This window comes from Pseudoalteromonas sp. SR45-5 (assembly GCF_014163565.1).
Classification (GTDB): domain Bacteria; phylum Pseudomonadota; class Gammaproteobacteria; order Enterobacterales; family Alteromonadaceae; genus Pseudoalteromonas; species Pseudoalteromonas distincta.
This window is the reverse complement of the sequence record NZ_JACJDN010000650.1, coordinates 1-2165: the sequence shown is the minus strand read 5'-3', so window position 1 is coordinate 2165 and position 2165 is coordinate 1. Positions and strand designations below refer to the sequence as shown.

2 protein-coding genes and 1 pseudogene are annotated in these 2165 nt (G+C 37.0%); all 3 read right to left on the bottom strand.

Annotation, left to right across the window (positions count from 1 at the left end):
- Positions 1–511 precede the first annotated feature (511 nt).
- Positions 512–844: a YnfA family protein gene (locus tag H5072_RS17590; protein WP_007378102.1), complete on the bottom strand. Its 333-nt coding sequence runs from the start codon at positions 842–844 to the stop codon at positions 512–514.
- 62 nt (positions 845–906) lie between these two features.
- Positions 907–1776 carry an MYG1 family protein gene (locus H5072_RS17585; RefSeq protein ID WP_154903389.1) on the bottom strand — a complete coding sequence of 290 codons (870 nt, stop codon included), beginning with the start codon at positions 1774–1776 and terminating at the stop codon, positions 907–909.
- 232 nt (positions 1777–2008) lie between these two features.
- A pseudogene (locus H5072_RS21325) lies at positions 2009–2165 on the bottom strand (GNAT family N-acetyltransferase); the annotation flags it as partial.

Genomic DNA, 2165 nt, shown 5'->3' with positions numbered 1-2165 from the left:
CTAGTGCCGCGCATTAAAAGAAAAATAGAGATTCAAGTCCAACAAGTATTTTTACTCGTAACGAGTGATTTTTGATGTTAAAAAAATAACCAAACAACTATTGCCCGCTAGCATATATAAAACAGGACTTTGATGATTTTTAAAGATAAGAAAAGTTATAAAAAATGGCTATTTTTAAATGACTCATTATAAATTTTATTAGTAAAAATGAATTAGCTCGTTCAATAAAATTCATCTTGAGTTACTTTGTTTATAAAACTTACTTTTGATGGATTAGAGCTAGACGTTATTCATGCCTCAATTACTCACATTTGAGGCTGCGTGTTGTGACCAAGTATTACCTATGTATTCTACAAAGTGAATAAAAACTGCACGTCAAAAACGCTTAGCCTACATCCACCAGTTTCAATCATTACTTGGCGCATATGTAGCGTTAGGTATTGCCTGTGGTATTGAAAGTGGAAAGTTGCAGTAGTGTATAGGCGAATTCGATTAATTGAGTATAAGCTAGCTATGCACTTTTTGGGGCGAACATAATTATTGCCATACCTAGCAGTGCAACTAGACCACCGATAATATCCCACATAGTAAGCTTTACGCCATCTACAACCCATAACCATAATAGCGCAACACAAATATATACGCCGCCATAAGCAGCATACACACGCCCTGCTGCAGTAGGGTGTAAAGATAGCAACCATGCAAATAGTGCTAAACTTAACGCTGCAGGAATTAAAAGTAAAATGCTCTTATCTTGCTTAAGCCAAAGGTAGGGCAAATAGCAACCCACTATTTCTGCTAAGGCTGTAATAGTAAAAAGTGCGATTGTTTTTAATTCAAACATAATGCTCCGCGCAAAAATAACAAGCATAACAATCAATACAAATTGTTATGCTTAGTGCGTTGTTATTCGCTAAGCGCCATAGTGGCAAGTTTCATTGTGCTTTCAAACGACTTGGTACCCGCTATAAATAAGCCATTATGGCAAAACACTGCGTCATCAATACCTGTTTCATCTACGAACGCTTGATCAGATAAACCAGACCATGCTTTAGGAAGCGGTTTTCTATCTTCAAACGAGCCAGGCTCAACGGGTACTGTTTGTAATATCCATTGCCCAGAATGCGATGGGTAAACCATGTATAGCGCCTCACTTGATAAAATATGCACTGTTTTTTTCCACGGTGTGTACTTTTCAAGCACGATTACTCTGGCATCGTCTGCATTTTCAATTGCTCTGGCGACAATCTCTTTTGCATTAACACTACCGTGAGCTGAGGCGATAAAACGAATGAGCATACGTGCTGCAAATTCAACGGCTTCATCAAAACAGGTATCAAAGTTACTTTCTTCTTCCCATGTAGGGTTAAACATTGAAATTGTTTGGCTCAAGCTTATTCCTTTTGATACACCTTCAACATGACCACAATCAATGGCGTCAATAGTTGAAACTAAGCCTGAATCCACTCTATCAGCAACGGCCTGGTTATCATCACACAGTGCTAAGCCGTATTTTTTCCACACTAAACCAAATGATGAAAAAGGAATGCCATTTTCTCGCTCGCCTGCACCACCACGTTGATGATGATCAAAGCGATTAGTTTCAGGATCGTATTCCCCACCTACATCTATTACGTAGTCGGCACTTTCTATAAGCGCTTTATCGCGTGTGCGTACCAATTTAAACGTTGGCAAAACATGTTTAAGTACCGCAATACTAAAAACGTCATCTGCATGAAAATTACCATTGTGGGTTACTACTGTTATTTCGCTCATTTGTTTATTGCTACTTTTAGAAAAGATAAAAATTCTCGCTTTGTAAGTTAGTCACTAATTATCGAGGCAGATTTTATACGAAGACAGGTGTTAAAAACAGTGAAGTATTTTTGCATCACTATAAAAGCTGCTTTTATAGTTACTAGTTTGAGTATGACTTTTATTACAAGATAATAATGAAGGAAGATATTTACGACACATTAAGCTTTAACATGTCGCAGCGTTAATGAACTTATTTACTAAGCCCTAATTCCATAAAAACACTTTGTGGATTATCTACATATGAGCCAAAACTGCTACAGCGTTTAAAGCCTAAATTTTCATATAAATTGATTGATTTTATTTGTTTTGGGCCTGTTTCTAAGCGTATTAACGGGATTTGTTTTTCG

Coding starts and splice junctions, on each gene's coding strand:
- H5072_RS17590 (WP_007378102.1), bottom strand. CDS start 844: ATGTTTGAATTAAAAACAATCGCACTTTTTACTATTACAGCCTTAGCA.
- H5072_RS17585 (WP_154903389.1), bottom strand. CDS start 1,776: ATGAGCGAAATAACAGTAGTAACCCACAATGGTAATTTTCATGCAGAT.